The sequence below is a fragment of the Klebsiella sp. BIGb0138 genome (assembly GCF_004342285.1).
Classification (GTDB): Bacteria; Pseudomonadota; Gammaproteobacteria; order Enterobacterales; family Enterobacteriaceae; genus Klebsiella.
Map to the genome: position 1 here is coordinate 408440 of NZ_SMCV01000001.1, position 18781 is coordinate 427220.

The window sequence follows — 18781 nt, forward strand, 5'->3', positions numbered from 1 at the left end:
CCGTCCTTTTTACGGAAATTCTCCTTTCGAATCAGGGTTTAATTGCAAGAAAATATGACACGCTAAAAACATTGCGCAGCCGTTGCCCTTCTGATGCCCTGGCAAATCGTTTACCATAATATCCCCGTCATACTTCAAGCTGCATGTGCGTTGGCTACAGCTCGAACTATTTAGGGTATAGATGCCAGCCACCATGGATAATGAACAGACTATGCAAGATAGCGCCAATCAGCCCGGATTTTTGTTTCACGATTACGAGACCTTTGGCACCAGCCCCTCGCTCGACCGGCCGGCGCAGTTTGCCGCCATCCGCAGCGATGCGGATTTGAATATCATCGGCGAGCCGGAAGTCTTCTACTGTAAACCCGCCGACGACTATCTGCCGCAGCCGCAGGCGGTGTTGATCACCGGGATCACGCCGCAGGAGGCTCTCGCCAAAGGTGAAAACGAAGCCGCCTTTGCCCGCCGCATCCACGATCTGTTCACGGTGCCGAAAACCTGTATCGTCGGCTATAACAACGTGCGCTTCGATGATGAAGTCAGCCGAAATATTTTTTATCGCAATTTTTACGATCCTTACGCCTGGAGCTGGCAGCACGACAACTCGCGCTGGGATCTGCTGGATGTGATGCGCGCCTGCTACGCCCTGCGCCCGGAAGGGATCAACTGGCCGGAGAACGACGAAGGGCTGCCGAGCTTTCGCCTGGAACACCTGACCGTGGCCAACGGGATTGAACACAGCAATGCTCACGATGCGATGGCCGACGTTTATGCCACCATCGCGATGGCGAAACTGGTCAAAACCCAGCAGCCGCGCCTGTTTGAGTATCTCTACGCCTATCGCCATAAGCGCAAGCTGGCGACGCTGATTGACGTCCCGCAGATGAAACCGCTGGTCCACGTCTCCGGGATGTTCGGCGCGGCGCGCGGCAACACCAGCTGGGTGGCTCCGCTGGCCTGGCACCCGGACAACCGCAATGCGGTGATCATGGTCGATCTTGCCGGCGATATGTCGCCGCTGCTGGATCTGGATGCCGATACGCTGCGCGAACGGCTGTACACGCCAAAAGCCGAACTCGGCGAGCGGGCGGCGGTGCCGGTTAAATTAGTCCATCTCAATAAATGCCCGGTACTGGCGCAGGCCAATACGCTGCGCCCGGAGGATGCCGACCGGCTGGGGATCAACCGTCAGCGCTGTCTGGATAACCTGCAGCTGTTACGCGCACATCCGCAGGTGCGTGAGAAAGTGGTCGCCATCTTTGCCGAAGCGGAGCCGTTTGTCCCTTCCGACAATGTTGACACCCAGCTGTATAACGGCTTTTTCAGCGACGCCGACCGCGCGGCGATGAAAATCGTCCTCGAGACCGAGCCGCGCAACCTGCCGGCGCTGGATATCACTTTCGCCGATAAACGTATTGAGCGCCTGCTGTTCAACTACCGCGCGCGCAACTTCCCCGGCAGCCTTGACGAAGCCGAGCAGCAGCGTTGGCTAGATCATCGCCGCGAGGTGTTTACGCCGGAGTTTTTACAGGCCTACGCCGATGAGCTACAGAGACTGTATCAGCAGTATGCTGACGACAGCGAGAAGCTGGCGCTGCTAAAAGCGCTGTGGCAGTACGCGCAGGAAATTGTCTAACTGGCGGGAATTCCCGGAGACGGCGCCTTGTCCGGGCGACAAAATCCACGACCGCACGGATTCGTCGCCCGGCAAGGCGTTAGCCGCCACCCGGGAAGGGGAGTTTAGCCTTTAGCGCGGCTGGCGATAATCGCCTCTGCCACGTTACGCGGCGCCTCGGCGTAGTGGTGGAACTCCATGCTGTAGGTGGCCCGCCCCTGCGACATCGAGCGCAGCGTGGTGGAGTAGCCGAACATCTCGGCCAACGGTACGTCAGCGCGAATGATCTGGCTGCCGAACCGCTCCTCCATGCCCTGCACCATCCCACGACGGGAAGAGAGATCGCCCATAATATTCCCGGCGTACTCTTCCGGCGTTTCCACCTCCACGTGCATCACCGGTTCGAGAATCACCGGATCCGCCCGGCGCGCCCCCTCCTTGAAGCCGAAAATCGCCGCCATGCGGAAGGCCATTTCCGAGGAGTCGACGTCATGATACGAACCAAACGTCAGGATCGCCTTCACGTCAACCACCGGATAACCGGCCAGCACCCCGGATCCCATCGCTTCGCGCAGCCCTTTCTCGACGGAAGGAATATACTCCCGCGGCACCACGCCGCCTTTGGTGGCGTCTTCAAACACAAAGCCGCTTCCCGGCGGAAGCGGTTCCAGCGTCAGCACCACATGGCCGTACTGCCCTTTCCCGCCGGACTGGCGGACAAACTTGCCTTCCACCTCGTTGACCGTTTTACGCAGGGTCTCGCGATAGGTCACCTGCGGGCGGCCAATATTGGCCTCAACGCCGAATTCACGGCGCATCCGGTCAACGATAATTTCCAGATGCAGCTCACCCATCCCGGAAATAATCGTCTGGCCCGACTCCTCGTCGGTATGCAGACGGAAAGAGGGATCCTCAGACGCCAGGCGCTGCAAGGCAATACCCATTTTCTCCTGGTCGGCCTTGGTCTTCGGTTCAATCGCCAGAGAGATGACCGGATCCGGAAACTCCATCCGTTCAAGGGTAATCACCGCATCCGGGTCGCACAGCGTGTCGCCGGTGGTGACATCCTTCAACCCGACGCAGGCGGCAATATCCCCGGCATGCAGTTCATCCACCTCATGGCGATCGTTGGCATGCATCAACACGATGCGCCCGATCCGCTCTTTCTTACCTTTGACCGGGTTATACACCGCATCGCCTTTTTTCAGGGTGCCGGAATAGACCCGAATAAAGGTCAGCTGGCCGACATAGGGGTCGGTCATCAGCTTAAACGCCAGCGCCGAGAAGGGTTCATCGTCCCCGGGATGACGTGCCGCCGGTTGTCCTTTTTCATCGACGCCTTCAATGGCCGGAACGTCCAGCGGCGACGGCATCAGTTCGATGACCGCATCGAGCATCCGCTGCACGCCTTTATTTTTAAACGCGCTGCCGCACAGCACCGGCTGGATCTCCCCCGCCACGGTACGTTTACGCAGCCCGGCCACAATTTCGGCCTCGCTGAGCTCACCGGTTTCAAGATATTTGTCCATCAGCTCATCGTTGGCTTCCGCCGCCGCTGACACCATTTTTTCCCGCCACTTTCCTGCGCTGGCCTGCAGCGCATCCGGCACCGGCGCGTAGCTGAAGGTCATCCCCTGTGTAGCGTCATCCCACAGGATGGCGCGCATGCGGATGAGATCCACCACGCCGGTGAAATGCTCTTCGGCGCCAATCGGGATAACGATCGGCACCGGGTTGGCCTTCAGGCGGTCAATCATCATCTGCACGACGCGGAAGAAATCGGCGCCGGGACGGTCCATTTTATTGACGAAGGCCAGCCGCGGGACGTGATACTTATTCGCCTGCCGCCAGACGGTTTCCGACTGCGGCTGCACGCCGCCCACCGAGTCATACACCATTACCGCGCCGTCCAGCACGCGCATGGAGCGTTCGACTTCAATGGTGAAGTCGACGTGGCCGGGGGTGTCGATAATATTGATGCGATGCGGCTCGAAGCTTCGGTCCATCCCCGGCCAGAAGCAGCTGACCGCCGCGGAGGTAATGGTAATCCCGCGCTCTTGCTCCTGCGCCATCCAGTCGGTGGTTGCCGCGCCATCGTGTACTTCACCCAGTTTGTGGCTCATTCCGGTGTAAAACAGAATGCGCTCGGTAGTGGTGGTTTTACCGGCATCGATATGCGCGGAGATACCGATGTTGCGATAACGTTCGAGGGGGATGGGTCGGGGCATGATGCGTCCTTAGTCGTTTTGACTGTCAGTTAGCGGCCAGAGTGTGCCGCGGTATGGTTCACGGCAGCTATCATAGTACAACTGTACGAGTATATTCGAACTATTTTTGCTATCGTAGCTATTGGTGAAGCGGCACCGACTCGCATGGCTTTAGAAATTCAGTTTCGGTATATTACCGGCCAGCCGCCGATACGGGCTGCTGCTCCCGGGAGCAGAGCAACCGCCGACACAGGAATATTATGATCGCCAATCATCCCGAACGTGAACAAATTCGCCTGGAAAATGTGCTTTTTGCCCTTGGCAATCCGATGCGGCTGGAGATCATCCGCAGCCTCGCCGACGGCAGCGAGCAGAGCTGCAACGCGCTGCGTCATGAAGATGTGGCGAAGTCGACGATGACCCACCACTGGCGCGTCCTGCGCGATAGCGGGGTGATCTGGCAGCGCCCGCAGGGGCGGGAGAATATGATTTCTCTGCGCCGGGACGATCTCGACGCGCGTTTTCCCGGCCTGCTGGATGCGCTGCTTAAGGTGATGCAGCAGGAGAAGTAAATCGCCCACATTTCTGCCGAATCTCCCGGAGGCGATGCTGCGCATCTGTCCGGGCTACCGGCCCGCAAAACCACATGAACTCGTGCCCGGGAATCCCGGGTTGCGGCGTACACGCCTTACCCGGGCTACCAGACCGTGAGCAGCGGTGAACCTGTAGTCCGGCTAAGCGTAGCGCGAGCCGGGAAGATCGACATCCGCCAGAAACAAAAAAGCCGGAGGTTTCCCTCCGGCTTTCTCATCACCAAACGTGATTAGGCAACGTCTTCGTACTGCGGCACCGGGTTGCGGAAGCTTTTCGTCACGCAGGCCAGGTACACCAGACCGATACCCCCCCAGATCAGGCCCAGAATCATCGAGCTCTCTTCGAGGTTAATCCACAGTGCGCCCACGGTCAGCGCGCCGCACACCGGCAGGACCAGGTAGTTAAAGTGGTCTTTCAGCGTCTTGTTGCGCTTCTCACGGATCCAGAACTGGGAGATCACCGACAGGTTAACGAAGGTGAACGCCACCAGCGCGCCGAAGTTAATCAGCGCCGTCGCCGTGACCAGATCGAATTTGATCGCCAGCAGAGCAATCGCGCCCACCAGCAGCACGTTCCATGCCGGGGTACGCCATTTCGGGTGCACGTAGCCGAAGAAACGCGTCGGGAACACGCCATCGCGGCCCATGACGTACATCAGACGCGAAACGCCCGCGTGCGCCGCCATACCGGAGGCCAGTACGGTCACGCTGGAGAAAATCAGCACGCCCCACTGGAAGGTTTTGCCCGCCACGTACAGCATAATTTCAGGCTGTGACGCGTCCGGATCTTTAAAGCGTGAGATATCCGGGAAGTACAGCTGCAGGAAGTAAGAGGCGCCGATGAAAATCAGGCCGCCAATCAGCGCCGTCAGGAAGATCGCCTTCGGAATCACCCGCTCAGCGTCTTTGGTCTCTTCAGACAGCGAAGAGATACCGTCAAAGCCGAGGAACGAGAAGCACAGGATCGTCGCACCGGTAATCATCGGCACCACGTGCGCCCCCTCAGACCAGAACGGACGGGTGCTGGTCAGCGTGCCCGCGCCTTCGCCGTGCATCACGCCGTAGATAATCAGGCCAACAATCACCGCCACGATCCCCATCTGCAGGATAACGATCAGGGTGTTGAAGTTCGCCACGGTTTTGATGCTGCGCAGGTTAGAGATGGTCATAAAGGCCACCAGCGCGACAACGAAAATCCACGATGGTACGGAAGGCACCAGCGCTTCAAAATAAATTTTCGCCAGCAGAATGTTGATCATCGGCATGAACAGGTAGTCCAGCAGCGATGACCAGCCCACCATAAAGCCAACCGCCGGGCTGATGGATTTCTGGGCGTAGGTGTAAGCGGAACCCGCTGACGGGAAACGACGCACCAGTTTACCGTAGCTCAGCGCCGTAAAGAGAATCGCGATCAACGCGAAGGCGTAGGCCGTCGCGACGTGACCGTCGGTCAAACCAGAGACGATACCAAACGTATCGAACAGCGTCATCGGCTGCATATAGGCCAGGCCCATCATTACAACCGGAATCAACGTAAGCGTTTTACGTAATTCCACGCGAGAGGTGTTTGGAGTAGCGTTATGCGACATGGTGGTTATCCCCTTTTACGGCGAAGGCCATCGCGTAAGCAAAAAATTGCCCCATTTCAGTGTATTCCTCAGCGACAACGACTGTCGGTTTTTAGTAAATATCTATCCGGTACGAAGCCCGGCCTCTTGGTATTGAATGATGTGTCTTAAAAGCAAAAAAATAACCGACGCTTTAAAAAAGCGTCGGCTAGTTTCTATTTTTCAGGCCGCGTATTTTGCAACATTTTCTGGCTGGATGACAAGATGTTGCAGCGGCAAATCAGCGCTACAATTATTTAACCGATTAATATTTATGCAATTTTAGTATTGTAGATCGTGTGGATAGCATTATTTGCTAAAATCTCGCTGCGCCACCAGGCGCAGGAGCGCCCGGCGCTGTCTTCATTCCAGCCCAGCCACGCCCGATGCAAAGGCGCATGCGAGGCAACCGCCTTCTCGATAAGCTCGCCGCTATCCAGCTGCGCCTGCGCCAGATAGCGCGGGACATATCCCCAGCCGAGCCCGGCGGAGATCAGCATTAACTGGCCGGAGAAATCAAACGTCGCCAGCTGCTCCTGCTCACCGACCGGCGGCCAGCTTCCCCCGCTGACGATTGCCCGATGACGCTTCATCACCCGCCAGCTCAGCGGCGCGTCCATCTGCGCCAGCGGATGTCCCGGCGCCACGACAAAAACATGCTCCAGTTCGCCCAGCAGGCTGAAACCGTAGCCGCCGAGCGATGGAGGGTCGCTTAACGCCCCCAGCACCATATCCGCCCGCCCCTCCAGCAGCGCATCCCAGCCGGTAGTCGCCCTGGCGCGGAGAAAGCGCAGCTGCGCCAGCGTGTGCTGCTGATAGAACTGACTGACCAGAGGCGGCAGTAAAAAGAAAGGAAAGGCACTATCTACGGCCAGCACCAGCGCATTTTCCCAGCCCTGATGTAGCTTAACCGCCTGTAGCTCCAGCTCGCGGGCGGTATGCAGCACTTCCCGCCCCTTTTCCAGCAGCATCTGCCCGGTAGGGGTAAAGCGCGCGCGATGACCGCTGCGGTCAAGCAGTTGAATATTAAGATCGCTTTCCAGCTTGTGGATGGTATAGCTCAGCGCGGAAGGCGTTTTATAGAGCTTTGCCGAGGCTGCGGCAAAACTCCCCTCTTTTTCCAGCGCATCAAGAATAACGAGGACATCCAGCAGTGGTTTCATCGCCCCCCCCTTAGGTACGCGATTTCCCGCTGGTGGATTACTCCATCGGCATCACCAGCGGATCGGGGTACTGATACTCAAACCCCAGTTCGTAGCAGATACGGTTGCCATCGATAAGCTTACCCGTGCCGCCGGCGGGATTATCAGCAAACACCGGGGCGGGCAGGCCGAGTTCGCGGGCCATTTGCGGGTAGAAGACGCCGCGCGCCGGATGTTTGGGCGCACATATATTATAGATGTGTCCACCCTTCGGGGCCTGCAGCAGCAGTTCGATCGCCGCAATGACATCCTGCAGATGGACCAGATTCACGCCGTGCTGGCCGTCCGGCGCGGATTTCCCGGCAAAGAAGCGCCCCGGATGGCGGGATGGCCCCACCAGCCCGGCCAGACGCAAAATATCCACCGAGGTCCCGGGGAGGTTATGCAGCCAGTCCTCCAGTTCTTTCAGTACCCTGCCGCTGGCGGTTTGCGGGTCGCGCGGCGAATTCTCTTTCAGCGTACCGCTGGCATTGCCGTAGACGGAGGTCGAACTGGTAAAAATGATCCGCGGTATATGATGGGCCAGAGCGGTATCGACGAGCTCCTGCACCGCCTGCAGATAAAACTCTTCCCCCGGCCCGGTGCGGCGGGCCGGCAGCGTGATCACCAGCGCATCGACGTTCATTAACGCATCCAGATCTTCGGTATCACAAACCAGCTGCGGCTCCAGGCGTAACGGATAGCTTTCGATACCGCACATCCGCGCCGCCTCCACGCCATCCTCGGTGGTTTTACTGCCGGTAACCTGCCATCCGCGTGCGCTTAATGACAGGGCAAGTGGCATCCCCAGCCATCCTAAACCGACAATTGCGACCTTTTTCATACCCTGGCTCCTGACTCTTTCGCTGTGCTGACTTAAGGCTACGCCAGCCGGCGGCAACTGACAATTTCTTCAGTGAATATGAAATGAATTAATGATAGTAAAAAGCCCTTGCTTTCTGCGCTTGAAGTGGTTTAGGTTAAAAGGCATCAAATGCATAGTCATTCAAAGAGAATTTTATGAACCGCGTTCAATTTAAACACCACCATCATCACCATCATCCTGACTAGTCTTTCAGGCGATGTGTGCTGGAAGACGTTTAGATCTTCCAGAGGTGCATGAGCGCGAATAGAGCCCCCGGAAGATTTACTTCCGGGGGCTTTTTTTTGAACCAAATTCGGCCAGATTCAGACAGGAATTAAGAGGAAATAAGAATGTTAGACAACAGCCGTTTACGCATAGCTATTCAGAAATCAGGGCGTTTAAGCGAAGATTCACGCGAATTACTCAGCCGCTGCGGCATCAAAGTGAATTTGCACACCCAGCGCCTGATTGCGCTGGCGGAAAATATGCCGATCGATATTCTGCGCGTGCGTGATGACGATATCCCGGGGCTGATTATGGACGGCGTGGTGGATCTCGGCATCATCGGCGAGAACGTGCTGGAAGAAGAGCTGCTGAGCCGCCGCGCTCAGGGCGAAGACCCGCGCTACTTCACCCTGCGTCGCCTGGATTTTGGCGGCTGCCGCCTGTCGCTGGCGACTCCGGCGGATGAACGCTGGGACGGCCCGGCGGCGCTGGATGGCAAACGCATTGCCACCTCCTACCCGCACCTGCTCAAGCGCTACCTCGACCAGAAAGGCATCTCCTTTAAATCCTGTCTGCTGAACGGTTCAGTTGAAGTCGCCCCGCGCGCCGGCCTCGCCGACGCGATTTGCGACCTGGTATCAACCGGCGCCACCCTTGAAGCCAACGGCCTGCGCGAAGTGGAAGTGATGTTCCGTTCCAAAGCCTGTCTGATCCAGCGCGACGGCGAGATGGCCGATGGCAAACAGCAGCTGATCGACCGCCTGCTGACGCGTATCCAGGGGGTGATTCAGGCGCGCGAATCCAAATACATCATGATGCACGCGCCGACCGAGCGCCTGGAAGAAGTAGTGGCCCTGCTGCCTGGCGCCGAGCGCCCGACCATTCTGCCGCTGGCGGGGGATAAACAGCGCGTCGCGATGCACATGGTCAGCAGCGAAACCCTGTTCTGGGAAACCATGGAAAAACTGAAAGCGCTGGGCGCCAGCTCGATTCTGGTGCTGCCGATCGAGAAGATGATGGAGTAAGCCAACGCGCCCGGCGCAAGCCGGGAACCGGGTTAAACAGGGGGAAACGATCATGAGCTTCAACACAATCATCGACTGGAACAGCTGCAGCGCAGAACAACAGCAACAACTCTTAATGCGCCCGGCGATCTCCGCATCCGACAGCATCAGCCGTACGGTGGCGGAAATTCTTGATAACGTGAAAAACAACGGCGACGCGGCGCTGCGCGAGTACAGCGCGAAGTTTGATAAAACCGACGTCAAAACGCTGAAAGTCACCGCCGAAGAGATTGCCGCCGCCGGCGATCGCCTCAGCGATGAGCTGAAACAGGCGATGGCGGTGGCGGTAAAAAATATCGAAACCTTCCACAACGCGCAAAAGCTGGCGCCGGTGGATGTCGAAACGCTGCCGGGGGTACGCTGCCAACAGCTGACCCGGCCTATCGCCTCCGTCGGCTTATATATTCCGGGCGGTTCCGCCCCGCTGTTCTCCACGGTCCTGATGCTGGCGACTCCGGCGCGGATCGCCGGCTGCCAGCAGGTGGTGCTCTGCTCTCCGCCGCCGATTGCCGATGAGATCCTCTATGCCGCCCAGCTGTGCGGCGTGCGCAATATCTTTAACGTCGGCGGCGCGCAGGCGATTGCCGCGCTGGCGTTCGGCACCGACTCGGTGGCGAAAGTCGACAAAATCTTTGGCCCGGGCAACGCCTTCGTCACCGAAGCCAAACGCCAGGTCAGCCAGCGTCTGGACGGCGCGGCCATCGATATGCCCGCGGGCCCGTCAGAGGTGCTGGTCATTGCCGATAGCGGCGCGACGCCGGACTTTGTCGCCTCCGACCTGCTGTCGCAGGCGGAACACGGCCCGGATTCCCAGGTTATCCTTCTGACCCCGGATGCGGCGATGGGCGAGCAGGTCGCCCGCGCCGTTGAGCGCCAGCTGGCGGAACTGCCGCGCGCGGAGACCGCGCGCGAGGCGCTCTCCGCCAGCCGCATCATCGTGGCCCGCGATCTTGCCCAGTGCGTCGAGATTTCCAACCAGTATGGCCCGGAGCACCTGATTATCCAGACCCGCAACGCCCGTGAGCTGGTCGACGGCATCACCAGCGCCGGTTCGGTGTTCCTCGGCGACTGGTCGCCGGAATCCGCCGGCGATTACGCCTCCGGCACCAACCACGTGCTGCCGACCTACGGCTATACCGCAACCTGCTCAAGCCTTGGCCTGGCGGATTTCCAGAAGCGGATGACCGTGCAGGAGCTATCGCGCGAAGGTTTCGCCGCCCTCGCCTCTACCATCGAGATCCTGGCCGCCGCAGAGCGCCTGACCGCCCACAAAAATGCCGTTACGCTGCGCGTTGCAGCCCTTAAGGAGCAAGCATGAGCATCGAAGATTTAGCCCGCGCTAACGTGCGCGATCTGACGCCTTATCAGTCTGCTCGCCGTCTGGGCGGCAAAGGCGATGTCTGGCTGAACGCCAATGAGTTTCCGACCGCCGTCGAATTTCAGCTGACGCAGCAAACGCTGAACCGCTACCCGGAATGCCAGCCGAAAGCGGTGATTGAGAATTACGCCCGCTATGCCGGCGTCAAGCCGGAGCAGGTTCTGGTCAGCCGCGGCGCCGATGAAGGCATTGAACTGCTGATCCGCGCCTTCTGCGAACCGGGGCGGGATGCGGTGCTCTACTGCCCGCCGACCTATGGGATGTATAGCGTCAGCGCCGAAACCATCGGCGTGGCCTGCCGGACGGTGCCGAGCCTGAGCGACTGGCAGCTCGATCTGCCCGGCATCGCCGCGAATCTCGACGGCGTGAAGGTGGTGTTTGTCTGCAGCCCGAACAACCCGACCGGGCAGATTATTAACCCCAACGATATGCGCACGCTGCTGGAGATGACCCGCGGGAAAGCGATTGTGGTGGCCGATGAAGCCTATATCGAGTTCTGTCCGCAGGCGACGCTGGCCGGCTGGCTGAGCGACTACCCGCACCTGGTGGTGCTGCGTACGCTGTCGAAAGCGTTTGCCCTCGCCGGGCTGCGCTGCGGCTTTACCCTGGCGAACGCCGAGGTGATTAGCCTGCTGCTGAAAGTCATCGCCCCCTACCCGCTGTCGACGCCGGTGGCCGATATCGCCGCCCAGGCGCTCAACGCCGCCGGGATTGCCGCGATGCGGGAGCGCGTAGCGCAGATCCTCGATGAGCGTGCGTACCTGGTGAGCCAGCTGCGCGGCATCGCCTGCATTGAGCAGGTTTTCGATTCCGAGACCAACTACCTCCTCGTGCGCGTTAAAGCGTCCAGCGCGGTGTTTAAATCTTTGTGGGATCAGGGCATTATCTTACGAGACCAAAATAAACAACCCTCATTAAGCGGCTGTTTGCGTATCACTATCGGTACCCGTGCAGAGAGCCAGCGCGTGATTGACGCCTTGACTGCGGAGAATGTATGACCCAGAAGTTTCTCTTTATTGACCGTGACGGTACGCTGATTTCTGAGCCACCGGTTGATTTTCAGGTAGACCGCTTTGACAAGCTGGCCTTTGAGCCGCAGGTGATCCCGGCCCTGCTGAAATTACAACAGGAAGGCTACAAACTGGTGATGATCACCAATCAGGACGGTCTGGGGACCGATAGCCTGCCGCAGGAGGCGTTCGACGGCCCGCATAACCTGATGATGCAGGTGTTCTCTTCGCAGGGCGTCGACTTCGAAGAGGTGCTGATTTGCCCGCACCTCCCGGCCGACAACTGCGCGTGCCGCAAGCCGAAGACTCAGCTGGTGCTGCCGTGGCTGGAAGACGGGGTGATGGATAAAGCCCACAGCTATGTCATCGGCGATCGCGCCACCGACGTTGAGCTGGCGGACAATATGGGCATCATCGGCCTGCGCTATGACCGTGAGACGCTGAACTGGCCGACCATCTGCGAGCAGCTGACCCGCCGCGACCGCTACGCCCACGTTGAGCGCAATACCAAAGAGACCCAGGTTGACGTCAAGGTCTGGCTGGACCGCGAAGGCGGCAGCAAAATTCACACCGGCGTTGGTTTCTTCGATCATATGCTCGATCAAATCGCCACCCACGGCGGTTTCCGTCTGGAGATTAACGTCGGCGGCGATCTGTATATCGACGATCACCACACGGTGGAAGATACCGGCCTGGCGCTGGGCGAAGCATTGCGTCTGGCGTTAGGCGATAAGCGCGGCATCAACCGTTTTGGCTTCGTCCTGCCGATGGACGAATGCCTGGCCCGCTGCGCGCTGGATATCTCCGGGCGCCCGCACCTCGAATATAAAGCGGACTTTGCCTATCAGCGCGTCGGCGACCTGAGCACCGAGATGGTGGAACACTTCTTCCGCTCGCTCTCCTATACCATGGCGGTGACCCTGCACCTGAAAACCAAGGGCAAGAACGACCACCACCGCGTCGAGAGCCTGTTTAAGGCCTTTGGCCGCACGCTGCGCCAGGCGATTCGCGTGCAGGGCGATACGCTGCCCTCTTCGAAAGGAGTGCTGTGATGAACGTGGTGATCCTCGATACCGGCTGCGCCAACCTCAATTCGGTCAAGTCGGCGATCGGCCGTCACGGCTATGAGCCGGCGGTCAGCCGCGACCCGGATGTGGTGCTGCGCGCCGATAAGCTATTTTTACCCGGCGTTGGCACCGCCCAGGCGGCGATGGATCAGCTGCGCGAGCGCGAGCTGATTGAACTGGTGAAAGCCTGTACCCAGCCGGTGCTGGGCATCTGCCTCGGCATGCAGCTGCTGGGACAGCGCAGCGAAGAGAGTAACGGCGTGGATTTGCTGGGCATTATTGAAGAAGAGGTGCCGAAAATGGCCGACCACGGGCTGCCGCTGCCGCACATGGGCTGGAACCGGGTGTACCCGAAAGCCGGGAACCGCCTGTTCCGCGGCATCGATGACGGCGCGTATTTCTATTTCGTCCACAGTTATGCCATGCCGGTGAACCCTTACACCATCGCACAGTGCAACTACGGCGAACCGTTCACCGCAGCGGTACAGAAAGATAACTTTTTTGGCGTGCAGTTCCACCCGGAACGCTCGGGCAGCGCCGGCGCGCAGCTGCTGAAAAACTTCCTGGAGATGTGATGATCATTCCGGCTTTAGATTTAATTGACGGCACGGTAGTCCGCCTTCATCAGGGCGATTACGGCCAGCAGCGTGATTACGGCAACGACCCGCTGCCGCGCCTGCAGTCCTACGCCGCGCAGGGGGCGGAAGTCCTGCATCTGGTCGATTTGACCGGCGCAAAAGATCCGCAGAAACGCCAGATTGCCCTGCTCAAGACGCTGGTGGCCGGCGTGGATGTCCCGGTGCAGGTCGGCGGCGGCGTACGCAGCGAAGAGGACGTGGCCGCCCTGCTGGACGCCGGCGTCGCCCGGGTGGTGGTGGGGTCAACCGCGGTCAAATCCCCGGAGACGGTGAAAGAGTGGTTCCGGCGTTTTGGCCCGCAGCATCTGGTGCTGGCGTTAGACGTGCGCATTGATGCCGAGGGCAATAAACAGGTGGCGGTCAGCGGCTGGCAGGAAAACTCGGGGGTGACCCTCGAAGAGCTGGTGGAAAGCTATCTGCCGGTAGGCTTGCAGCACGTGCTGTGCACCGATATTTCTCGTGACGGCACCCTGGCGGGCTCTAACGTCTCGCTGTATGAAGAAGTGTGCGCCCGCTATCCGCAGGTGGCGTTCCAGTCTTCCGGCGGCATCGGCGATCTTAATGATATTGCCGCGCTGCGCGGAACCGGCGTGCGCGGGGTGATCGTCGGCCGCGCGCTGCTGGAAGATAAATTCAACGTAACGGAGGCCATTCAATGCTGGCAAAACGGATAATCCCCTGTCTCGACGTGCGCGACGGCCAGGTAGTGAAAGGCGTTCAGTTCCGTAATCACGAAATCATCGGCGATATCGTGCCGCTGGCAAAACGCTATGCCGACGAAGGCGCCGATGAGCTGGTGTTCTACGATATCACCGCTTCCAGCGATGGCCGGGTGGTGGATAAGAGCTGGGTATCGCGGGTCGCGGAGGTTATCGATATTCCGTTCTGCGTTGCCGGCGGTATCAAATCTCTTGACGATGCCGCGCAGATTCTCTCCTTCGGCGCCGACAAGATTTCAATTAACTCCCCGGCGCTGGCGGACCCCACGCTGATCACCCGCCTCGCCGATCGCTTTGGCGTGCAGTGTATCGTGGTGGGCATCGATACCTGGTTTGACGCTGAAAGCGGCAAGTATCACGTCAATCAGTACACCGGTGATGAGAGCCGTACCCGCGTCACCCGGTGGGAAACTCTCGACTGGGTGCAGGAAGTGCAGAAGCGCGGCGCCGGCGAGATCGTGTTGAACATGATGAACCAGGACGGGGTGCGTAACGGCTACGATCTTGAGCAGTTGCGCAAAGTCCGCGCCGTGTGCCACGTACCGCTGATCGCTTCCGGCGGCGCCGGCACCATGGAGCACTTCCTTGAAGCCTTCCGCGACGCCAACGTCGACGGCGCGCTGGCGGCGTCGGTGTTCCACAAGCAGATTATTAATATTGGTGAACTGAAAACGTACCTGGCAGCACAGGGCGTGGAGATTAGGGTATGTTAAGTGAACAGCTGGACTGGGAAAAAACCGACGGCATGATGCCGGCTATCGTGCAACACGCCATCTCCGGCGAAGTGCTGATGCTGGGCTACATGAATCAGGAGGCGCTGGCGAAGACCGAAGAGAGCGGTAAAGTGACTTTTTATTCGCGGACCAAACGGCGCCTGTGGACCAAAGGGGAAACTTCCGGCAATTTTCTCAACGTGGTGAGCATTACCCCGGATTGCGATAACGACACCCTGCTGCTGCTGGTGAACCCGATTGGCCCCACCTGCCATAAAGGCACGTCCAGCTGCTTCGGCGAGACAGGACATCAGTGGTTATTCCTGTATCAGCTGGAACAGCTGCTGGCCGAACGTAAACATGCCGATCCGGAAAGCTCGTATACGGCGAAGCTGTACGCCAGCGGTACCAAGCGTATTGCGCAAAAGGTCGGGGAAGAAGGCGTGGAAACCGCGCTGGCCGCGACGGTGCATGACCAGTTCGAACTGAAGAACGAAGCCTCGGACCTGATGTATCACCTGATGGTGCTGCTGCAGGACCAGGGGCTGTCGCTGGAAGATATCATTGCCAACTTAAAAAGCCGCCATCAGTAAGAACGGCAGATTTAAGGCATAAAAAAGGCCGGGGTTGAACCATCCTTACTCAGGATCCCGTTCAACTCCCGGCCTTTTGCTATACGCCCCCTGGGGTCGCCGCTGACAACTAGCGGTTGCGTTTAAACTCCGCCACCTTCTTCGCCAGCAGCTCTTCGCTGGCCTTAATTAGCGAGGTGTATTGCGAGTTTTCAAAGCCCCAGAGCGTGGACTGCTGCTCTTCCGCATATCCCACCAGGAATGGAACCGTGGTGATCACCACCAGATCTTGCGCAGATTCGACATAGCGGTCGATCGTATTGGTCTCCGCATCGATGTTAGTTTCATCCCACTGCGAAATCAGCGCCATCCCGCTGCGTGAGTAGATATTCATCACCATGCTGGTCATTTTATCGATATAGACATATTCGATACCGTCGATCTCTCTGACGTCAATGATTCGGGTATCGTCATGCAGATGCGCGATGATACCGGCAAAAATATGCCATTCGATCTCGGTCGTCTGCAGATGGTCGATAATCTTATTCAGCTTCTGGTCGTAATCAAGTGGGAAAATCACATCATCTTCACAGATAATGCCCATTTTCGCTTTACTGGCCAACATTGCGGAAAGCATATATTTATAGCTCATCCCGCAGCCAATCCAGCCGATGCGATAACGAATACCGTCAAAGAAGCGGAAGCCATGCGAAGGGCTCTTAAAGAAGGCCTTCCTGCGCGCCGGCGTTTCCGACAGCGACAGACACAGACGTGGAATATCGTTTTCCTCGATATCATCGAAGCTATAGCTGCTTTCGTACTGCGGGAACGTAAGCTTATCGATCGACAGTAAATAACGCTTCAGATAGACGTTATTTTTCTTATCCTCCGCTGTAAAGCGCGCAATAGCCGCCCGCGTCTCGCGATAATGTTGCTCATCAGACAGCAGCGCCTGCAGCTTTGCCACCATCGCCTGGATATCGCCAACCGGGCAGAAATCAATCACGCCCTGCAGGTCCTGATGTTCTTCAATATCCGAACTGCTTTCACTGACGATCGGCGTACCTAACGACAACGTTTCATACAAACGCGTCGTCTCCAGCAGCGCATCCTCATAGTAATGGATATTAATGACCACCCGCGCATCCTTAACCATTTTGGTCAGGCGATCGCCAAATACTTCAGAAGCGACGGTTACGTTGAAATGTTTCTTCAACTCCTGCAGATAGGCTTTGCGCCGCTCGCAATTGGGATCGCCATAGAATAGAACGTCAGCGGCTTTATCACCCTTCTTCTCACTGAGGTCATAGCCAATCTGCGAGAGATAAGCGGGATAATCTGCGTAACTGGAGATCGGCATATAGAATAGTTTCTGATAGGGGATCCCCTGTTGCAGCAGGTATTCAATATTTTTCAGCGAGTAATCAAATATCGCCACCGCGTTATTCAAGCGAGCGAAATAGTCCTCGGTGAACCATCTGGAGTTGACCGACTGTTCCATCTGGAACGCGATATAGTGCTTAGGTAGTTGCTTAAACATCTGCGGACAGACGACGATATGCAGCTGACCATTATCATGCTCTGCAACGTATGCGGTACTGACCTGCGCGGTGACACCGTTCTCCAGCAGACTTTTCTCGATCAAATGAGCAACGAATAAGGTGTGCTGCGTTGCGAGGATCCGCACGTCGCCGTTATCAAGAAACGTCGCTGCCGGCGCAGAATCTGTCGCCGCGCGGTTCATCACGCGTTTAAAACCGTCCGCGGCCCCTTTCCAGTTACCGGACATAATGAGCCGCAGCGCGGTTTTATATTTCGATTTTGACAGAAGACCACCCGAGAGCAGGAAGCGCGATAACGCCCCATTACCCGACGCCGCGTGGTGGCGGGTCATCGCCTTAATCGTTGCGAATTCGCCGCGGCAAATTCGGCCCGACATACGCACTGGCATGGTCAGTTTCCACGACAGACTATTACGCATGCGGTTGATTTCTTCCTGCTTCGTTTCGACGGCCGATATCAGTCCCGCTTTGGCGTGCGCCGCAATCTCGACCTTGTCCTGTAGTTGCGCGAGCGTGGCCGTCAGTTTCTCACGTTCGGACACCTCCGCGGCAAGCTGGTTTTTTAACAAATCGAGCTGTTTGTTATGTTCTTGCAGGGAGTTTTCTAAAATCTTTCTCATCGCTTTGTCTTGGGAAATAGCTTCATTTATCAATGATGACAGGGTATGTGCAGCCTCGGATGGGCTACCCGGCATATCAGCTGAGTAAAATTCAAGATGCTTGCCGGCAATCTCTTGTTCTTCAGGATGGCGTAATCTGAAGTTGAGGTACTCCTGACTGAAAACCAGATCAAAAGGCACCAGGTAAGAGAAGAGATAAAACGCGGCCGCATTGACTCTGGCTGGGGCTTCAGCTAATTCATTGATAAAAGAGTAAGAGCAGTCACCTAAAACCGTGGTTTTCTTTCCGGTTAGCAGTGCCTCAAGACCGACGCTTGAGTTAATGGTGAACACTTCCTGGCACTTATTAATGAAGGCAAGGCTATTGGCTGAGTCATCAATCGTAAAGACGTCGTCCCTTAAGCGGAACAAACTTCCCGGATGCGCACGCACCAGAATGTCGTCTTTTTCATAAAGCTGGCGAACGTACGAAATCAGTGAAATGTTGGTAAAGCCGTGATTATAGGCAATCAGGTTGGAATCATCCTCAACCTGAAGCACCACGCCGGCCGCCGAAGGGGTAGTAGTTTCAGTGGACGGTAGAGCCTCAAGAAAATAACGGTGCAAATCGTCCAACGAGGCCTTTATATCCAGTTCGGACTGGCATTTTTGATACCGCTCGCTGGCCTCGGTCCCCCCATTCACGCCGGAAAAGTCCAGATAGGCGGTATTACGATACATCGGCGCACGCAGCGGACCAATCTCGATGTGCATCACCTCTTTCCCCAGAGTCTTCGCGAGATGCTCCAGGGAAGGACAGTTGCAAATAGAGATAAAAGCATCGACCTGGTCAACTAAGCCTCTTTTGCTCTCCAGCAAAACGCGCAGTTCTGTTTCCAGTTCAGGGATCCGCTCGGTCAGAAACGCCGTAAATGATGCGATCGGATCGTGGTGGTGACGGGAAAGGAGCGTTTCATATAGGCCATTATCGAGATGCAGGTACTCATGACGCGCGATACTTTCATCCGTAGGTAACGCATATCCTAGCGACGCCATCGACGCCGGATCATATTCCCAACGCCCATGCTGAGCGTCATCATTTATGATGTCTAAATAACCCTCACCGGTAATAAACAAAATCTTGTCGGTTGCGCAGTGAAGATATT

General features: G+C 57.6%; 16 protein-coding genes and 1 other annotated feature. Of the genes, 11 read left to right on the plus strand and 5 right to left on the minus strand.

Annotation, left to right across the window (positions count from 1 at the left end):
- Nucleotides 1-211 precede the first annotated feature (211 nt).
- Nucleotides 212-1636, plus strand: a complete 1425-nt coding sequence (gene sbcB / locus EDF73_RS02040) for an exodeoxyribonuclease I (RefSeq protein WP_132725178.1) — start codon at nt 212-214, stop codon at nt 1634-1636.
- Between the two features lie 104 nt (nt 1637-1740).
- On the opposite strand, the gene fusA is transcribed toward sbcB, so the two are convergent.
- A complete protein-coding gene (gene fusA, locus EDF73_RS02045; RefSeq protein WP_132725180.1) occupies nt 1741-3843 on the minus strand; it encodes an elongation factor G in 2103 nt (700 codons plus the stop codon).
- Between the two features lie 239 nt (nt 3844-4082).
- Here fusA and EDF73_RS02050 point away from each other — a divergent pair, with 239 nt between their 5' ends.
- Nucleotides 4083-4394, plus strand: a complete 312-nt coding sequence (locus EDF73_RS02050) for a helix-turn-helix domain-containing protein (protein WP_132725182.1) — start codon at nt 4083-4085, stop codon at nt 4392-4394.
- Nucleotides 4395-4645: 251 nt separating this feature from the next.
- Here EDF73_RS02050 and EDF73_RS02055 read toward each other — a convergent pair whose 3' ends face one another.
- From EDF73_RS02055 to EDF73_RS02070, 3 genes are all read right to left on the minus strand, one after another.
- The gene (locus EDF73_RS02055; protein ID WP_132725184.1) at nt 4646-6004 is read right to left on the minus strand and encodes an APC family permease; all 1359 of its coding nucleotides are present in this window, start codon (nt 6002-6004) and stop codon (nt 4646-4648) included.
- 290 nt (nt 6005-6294) lie between these two features.
- Nucleotides 6295-7185 carry a LysR substrate-binding domain-containing protein gene (locus EDF73_RS02065; RefSeq protein WP_132725186.1) on the minus strand — a complete coding sequence of 297 codons (891 nt, stop codon included), beginning with the start codon at nt 7183-7185 and terminating at the stop codon, nt 6295-6297.
- Between the two features lie 37 nt (nt 7186-7222).
- Nucleotides 7223-8047, minus strand: coding sequence for an SDR family oxidoreductase (locus EDF73_RS02070; RefSeq protein ID WP_132725188.1), 825 nt, complete (start codon nt 8045-8047; stop codon nt 7223-7225).
- Nucleotides 8048-8223: 176 nt separating this feature from the next.
- Here EDF73_RS02070 and hisL point away from each other — a divergent pair, with 176 nt between their 5' ends.
- The 9 genes from hisL to hisIE all read left to right on the plus strand — a co-directional run bounded on the left by hisL (nt 8224) and on the right by hisIE (nt 15475).
- The gene (gene hisL / locus EDF73_RS02075; protein ID WP_004899375.1) at nt 8224-8274 is read left to right on the plus strand and encodes a his operon leader peptide; all 51 of its coding nucleotides are present in this window, start codon (nt 8224-8226) and stop codon (nt 8272-8274) included.
- Nucleotides 8250-8372, plus strand: a sequence feature (His leader region). Its footprint overlaps the gene before it by 25 nt.
- A 46-nt stretch (nt 8373-8418) precedes the next feature.
- The gene (gene hisG, locus EDF73_RS02080; protein WP_132725190.1) at nt 8419-9318 is read left to right on the plus strand and encodes an ATP phosphoribosyltransferase; all 900 of its coding nucleotides are present in this window, start codon (nt 8419-8421) and stop codon (nt 9316-9318) included.
- Nucleotides 9319-9370: 52 nt separating this feature from the next.
- A complete protein-coding gene (gene hisD / locus EDF73_RS02085; RefSeq protein WP_132725192.1) occupies nt 9371-10675 on the plus strand; it encodes a histidinol dehydrogenase in 1305 nt (434 codons plus the stop codon).
- Nucleotides 10672-11733: a histidinol-phosphate transaminase gene (gene hisC, locus EDF73_RS02090; RefSeq protein ID WP_132725194.1), complete on the plus strand. Its 1062-nt coding sequence runs from the start codon at nt 10672-10674 to the stop codon at nt 11731-11733. Before hisD ends, hisC begins: the two co-directional genes overlap by 4 nt.
- Nucleotides 11730-12797, plus strand: a complete 1068-nt coding sequence (hisB, locus tag EDF73_RS02095; RefSeq protein ID WP_048336077.1) for a bifunctional histidinol-phosphatase/imidazoleglycerol-phosphate dehydratase HisB — start codon at nt 11730-11732, stop codon at nt 12795-12797. Before hisC ends, hisB begins: the two co-directional genes overlap by 4 nt.
- Entirely contained in the window at nt 12797-13387 is a 591-nt protein-coding gene (gene hisH, locus EDF73_RS02100) for an imidazole glycerol phosphate synthase subunit HisH (protein ID WP_048336079.1), read from the plus strand. Before hisB ends, hisH begins: the two co-directional genes overlap by 1 nt.
- Nucleotides 13387-14124 (plus strand): 1-(5-phosphoribosyl)-5-[(5-phosphoribosylamino)methylideneamino]imidazole-4-carboxamide isomerase, encoded by a 738-nt coding sequence (hisA, locus tag EDF73_RS02105; RefSeq protein ID WP_132725196.1) that lies wholly within the window; start codon nt 13387-13389, stop codon nt 14122-14124. Before hisH ends, hisA begins: the two co-directional genes overlap by 1 nt.
- Nucleotides 14106-14882 carry an imidazole glycerol phosphate synthase subunit HisF gene (gene hisF, locus EDF73_RS02110; protein ID WP_132725198.1) on the plus strand — a complete coding sequence of 259 codons (777 nt, stop codon included), beginning with the start codon at nt 14106-14108 and terminating at the stop codon, nt 14880-14882. Before hisA ends, hisF begins: the two co-directional genes overlap by 19 nt.
- Nucleotides 14876-15475, plus strand: coding sequence for a bifunctional phosphoribosyl-AMP cyclohydrolase/phosphoribosyl-ATP diphosphatase HisIE (hisIE, locus tag EDF73_RS02115; RefSeq protein ID WP_132725200.1), 600 nt, complete (start codon nt 14876-14878; stop codon nt 15473-15475). The genes hisF and hisIE overlap by 7 nt, the downstream gene beginning before the upstream one ends.
- A gap of 109 nt (nt 15476-15584) precedes the next feature.
- Here hisIE and EDF73_RS02120 read toward each other — a convergent pair whose 3' ends face one another.
- Nucleotides 15585-18671, minus strand: a complete 3087-nt coding sequence (locus EDF73_RS02120) for a hypothetical protein (RefSeq protein WP_243655192.1) — start codon at nt 18669-18671, stop codon at nt 15585-15587.
- Nucleotides 18672-18781 lie beyond the last annotated feature (110 nt).

Bases quoted from the DNA above. Each gene is read 5' to 3' on its own strand.
- sbcB (WP_132725178.1), top strand. From the start codon at position 212: ATGCAAGATAGCGCCAATCAGCCCGGATTTTTGTTTCACGATTACGAG.
- fusA (WP_132725180.1), bottom strand. From the start codon at position 3,843: ATGCCCCGACCCATCCCCCTCGAACGTTATCGCAACATCGGTATCTCC.
- EDF73_RS02050 (WP_132725182.1), top strand. From the start codon at position 4,083: ATGATCGCCAATCATCCCGAACGTGAACAAATTCGCCTGGAAAATGTG.
- EDF73_RS02055 (WP_132725184.1), bottom strand. From the start codon at position 6,004: ATGTCGCATAACGCTACTCCAAACACCTCTCGCGTGGAATTACGTAAA.
- EDF73_RS02065 (WP_132725186.1), bottom strand. From the start codon at position 7,185: ATGAAACCACTGCTGGATGTCCTCGTTATTCTTGATGCGCTGGAAAAA.
- EDF73_RS02070 (WP_132725188.1), bottom strand. From the start codon at position 8,047: ATGAAAAAGGTCGCAATTGTCGGTTTAGGATGGCTGGGGATGCCACTT.
- hisG (WP_132725190.1), top strand. From the start codon at position 8,419: ATGTTAGACAACAGCCGTTTACGCATAGCTATTCAGAAATCAGGGCGT.
- hisD (WP_132725192.1), top strand. From the start codon at position 9,371: ATGAGCTTCAACACAATCATCGACTGGAACAGCTGCAGCGCAGAACAA.
- hisC (WP_132725194.1), top strand. From the start codon at position 10,672: ATGAGCATCGAAGATTTAGCCCGCGCTAACGTGCGCGATCTGACGCCT.
- hisB (WP_048336077.1), top strand. From the start codon at position 11,730: ATGACCCAGAAGTTTCTCTTTATTGACCGTGACGGTACGCTGATTTCT.
- hisH (WP_048336079.1), top strand. From the start codon at position 12,797: ATGAACGTGGTGATCCTCGATACCGGCTGCGCCAACCTCAATTCGGTC.
- hisA (WP_132725196.1), top strand. From the start codon at position 13,387: ATGATCATTCCGGCTTTAGATTTAATTGACGGCACGGTAGTCCGCCTT.
- hisF (WP_132725198.1), top strand. From the start codon at position 14,106: ATGCTGGCAAAACGGATAATCCCCTGTCTCGACGTGCGCGACGGCCAG.
- hisIE (WP_132725200.1), top strand. From the start codon at position 14,876: ATGTTAAGTGAACAGCTGGACTGGGAAAAAACCGACGGCATGATGCCG.
- EDF73_RS02120 (WP_243655192.1), bottom strand. From the start codon at position 18,671: ATGGCGTCGCTAGGATATGCGTTACCTACGGATGAAAGTATCGCGCGT.